The sequence below is a fragment of the Vibrio ichthyoenteri ATCC 700023 genome, assembly GCF_000222605.1.
Classification (GTDB): domain Bacteria; phylum Pseudomonadota; class Gammaproteobacteria; order Enterobacterales; family Vibrionaceae; genus Vibrio; species Vibrio ichthyoenteri.
Genome location: NZ_AFWF01000297.1, coordinates 1 through 3,080, shown reverse-complemented (window position 1 = coordinate 3,080; position 3,080 = coordinate 1). Strand labels below are relative to the sequence as shown.

Below are 3,080 nucleotides of genomic sequence, written 5' to 3'. Positions count from 1 at the left end.
AGGTTCGCCTGTTTTATTTCTAATACTTTGTGCGGCAGGAACTCCTCGCCCTTTCCCCAATCGAGCAACGGTCGAATAACTAAAATCATTGAGCCCTCGATCTTGCTGTTCTTGGCAAATTGTAAAAACGGCATCGAGTGAGTTCTGGATACGCGATGAAGCTTTCCGTTTTAGTTGTGTCAAAACTAGTTCAGGACTGAGGTTTGTCATATCAACTAATCCTTTTTAGTGGTTTAGATCGTTCGAATAATTCCTGAATTACTTTGTCATTAAAGTGATGATCGATAGATAAGTCTTTCAACATCAAGCTACCATTCATAAGTCGATCGACGTTCTCCCAGCCTTTCAATCTAGTCAACATCAATTCAGTTAGCTGATTTCCTACTGCTAATTGTTCTTCTTCATTTAACAAGAAAAATTTAGGTTGCATGCCATTTTTCATCATGACTTTGTCGAAAAGTTGAGAGCGTCTTGTTACCGCCTGGTCATCACTGCAACTATGGTAAAGTTCTGCGTTCTCACACACCTCAGAGAGTTGATGAAAATAACTTACGTCATCTAGCTCAAAGCTTACGTTTAACTCTTGTGGAACAATAAGTTGCAAAGCCTTGGCGCTGTTCGTGCTCGGATGATTAATAAGATCCTGACAGTTATGGATATGACGATGTATGGCATTCATATCAGACATATACAAATCGAGTTTCTTTGCACGAGTTTCAATCTCTGAGTTTAAGTGGTGTCGTTCGTCAACCAAATTTTTGCGTTCATTTTCAACCGCTGCTTTATTAGGACTACTTGTTTTCAATTGATACAACTGGTGATCAATTACCTCTATTTTTTCAGCGACCGTGTCAAGCTTCTGTTCCAACTGAGAATAGCGATAGGATTGAATATTCACGGCTAGACTGACCTCATTAAAAGTCGCAGCGAGTCCCAACATAAATGCAGGTCCTGTGATAAAAAATCGGCATTGAATGCAATTTTGTTCACCCAAATAGCCTGCTGGTACGGGGTGATAAATATTGGCCTTTGTTGCTACGGGGCATCCGCCCTCACTACAAAAAGCACCTCCGACGGGACAGATACCAAAGTCTTTAAAGAGATAATTGGATGCAGGACGGCTGTTGTCTAGTGAATTTAATAGATCAACAGAGGAACCAACAAGTTGCGATTTGCACTCTTCTATCCTCTGCTGCTCCACAAACGATCTAAGTGTTTTTGTTGCATTACTCAAAGCCTCTTTTTCTCCTACCTTCATTTTTTCTCTGAGGTTAGCGCCGGTCTTATCACTCTTGATGTAGTAGATTGCCATAATGATACTGGAGTGGCCTACAAGCTTCATTATGACCTCTAGGGGTATACCGAATTCGTAAGCATAAGCGTTAATTAAACTCACGCGCATTGAGTGGGGAGTGTAAGGAGATTTAAAGTGTGAAAGGGGGACTGTAGGATTATTTTCTAGTTCTTCTATAACTCCAGAGTATTTTAATCCCCGATAAGTTGCAGTGGTTATATCGTTCTTTGCTGAGAAGAAAAGAGCGGCTGCAAGTCTCGTTGCTAACCTTCCACCAAAAGTTCCCGGCTCTTTTTCTTGATAGTCACGGAAAAGAAAACAATTTCTACCTTTTTGCTTACGCTGAACCTCATTGAGGTTAGTTCGTTCGCAGTCTGTCCAACTTGTTGGCTCCTTTATAGGGTTATATTTTTGTTGCCATTTTCTCAATTTAACTAGCCAATAAGCAAGATCGATTGGCATAAAAGGAATAGTATAACCTGAGCCATCAAACTTGGTTTTATTGGAGGTGTAATGGACTCCAAATTCATCTTTGCCAGACTTGCTTACCATAGCTTGTCTGACGGTCAAGCCTACTAACCTAGTTTTATTCTTCTTCCATATTACCTGACCATTTTTAAAGTCTGCGACTTCCGAATCTGCCTCACCAGAATCACAATAAACGATTTGCATTCCTCGAGCTGGTAGTTGCATTAGGGAATAGGTATAAGTCCAATATATAGGAAGCCAAAGGTAAGATTTTCCATCCTCAACTTTAAACACACAATCAGGGTCTTTTTTATCCAATAAAGATTCATCATCGACTAGAACCCAATCTGCTGGAAAATTATGTAGGTGCGCCAAATCTGAGAAATTTAGTCTTTGAGTTATTGAATCTGCGGGAAAGATCCATTCACGACCTTCCTTAACGTACTGATAGGGTAACGCTAATTTATTGGTTTCACTGATACTTTGAAAATTAGACTCACCATTATAATTGATGTGCGCTAAAGGGTTTTTTGCCCCTTTGATATGAGTGACTTCTCCTGTTTCCTCATCTTCAATGATCAAATAGTTCAATATGACCCAATCCAAAAACTCATTGATTGAGTAAATCCATTTTTTCTTACGTGTAACTGGTACTTGCTCTAGTAAGTTGAGCATTGATTGAATATTCGTTGATTTACGAGTCAAGAACTCTAGGGGGCATTTTCCTAGTTCGTTCGGTTCAATATATTCACGCACAAACTCACATAAATCTTTCGCTTTTGTATCTCCGCCGCGAGCTACTTTCAGAAACTCTGTTATTTTCTCTGCCCACAGTTTCCAATCTTCAGTAAAGTATTTTACTTGGTAGGGTCTTGGTATTCCCCAAAAGTCATACGTGTTCGTCCAGCCTTTTTCTTTGTAATATTCTTCTGGTTTTACAGGGATTCTTGGGTCTTTAGATTTAACTCGAAATTTCGCGTATTCAGAAAGGCTAGTGATCTGATTATTCCTAACTAGAGAGCAAAGCTCATCGTATGAATAAGGTCGTGGTATGTTTAAAGCGTCATACCAGTTAGTCCAGTTCCAGATTACTTTTTCTGGTTTAGATGGCAGTTGCGGATAGTCTTTTCGTACTTTTTTGTATTCAACAGAGTTTGAGATTTTAAGAATCGAGCATGCTGATTTGAACTGTTTTAGGTTAGATATGTCACTAGGCAATAGGAACTGAGCCAAATTTATCCAGTCATCGGCATAATACTGGCTTGGATTCGAGGGAAGACGCTTATCTTCTTTGTAACGCTGCGAATATTCCGTCTTC

2 protein-coding genes are annotated in these 3,080 nt (G+C 39.6%); both read right to left on the bottom strand.

All coding sequences use genetic code 11. The features are described from left to right. On the bottom strand, positions 1-210 hold a 210-nt coding region (gmtX, locus tag RH85_RS23350), incomplete at its 3' end, for a gamma-mobile-trio protein GmtX (protein WP_006714483.1). Position 211: 1 nt separating this feature from the next. Continuing rightward, on the bottom strand, positions 212-3,080 hold a 2,869-nt coding region (gmtZ, locus tag RH85_RS19640; protein ID WP_006714482.1), incomplete at its 5' end, for a gamma-mobile-trio integrase GmtZ.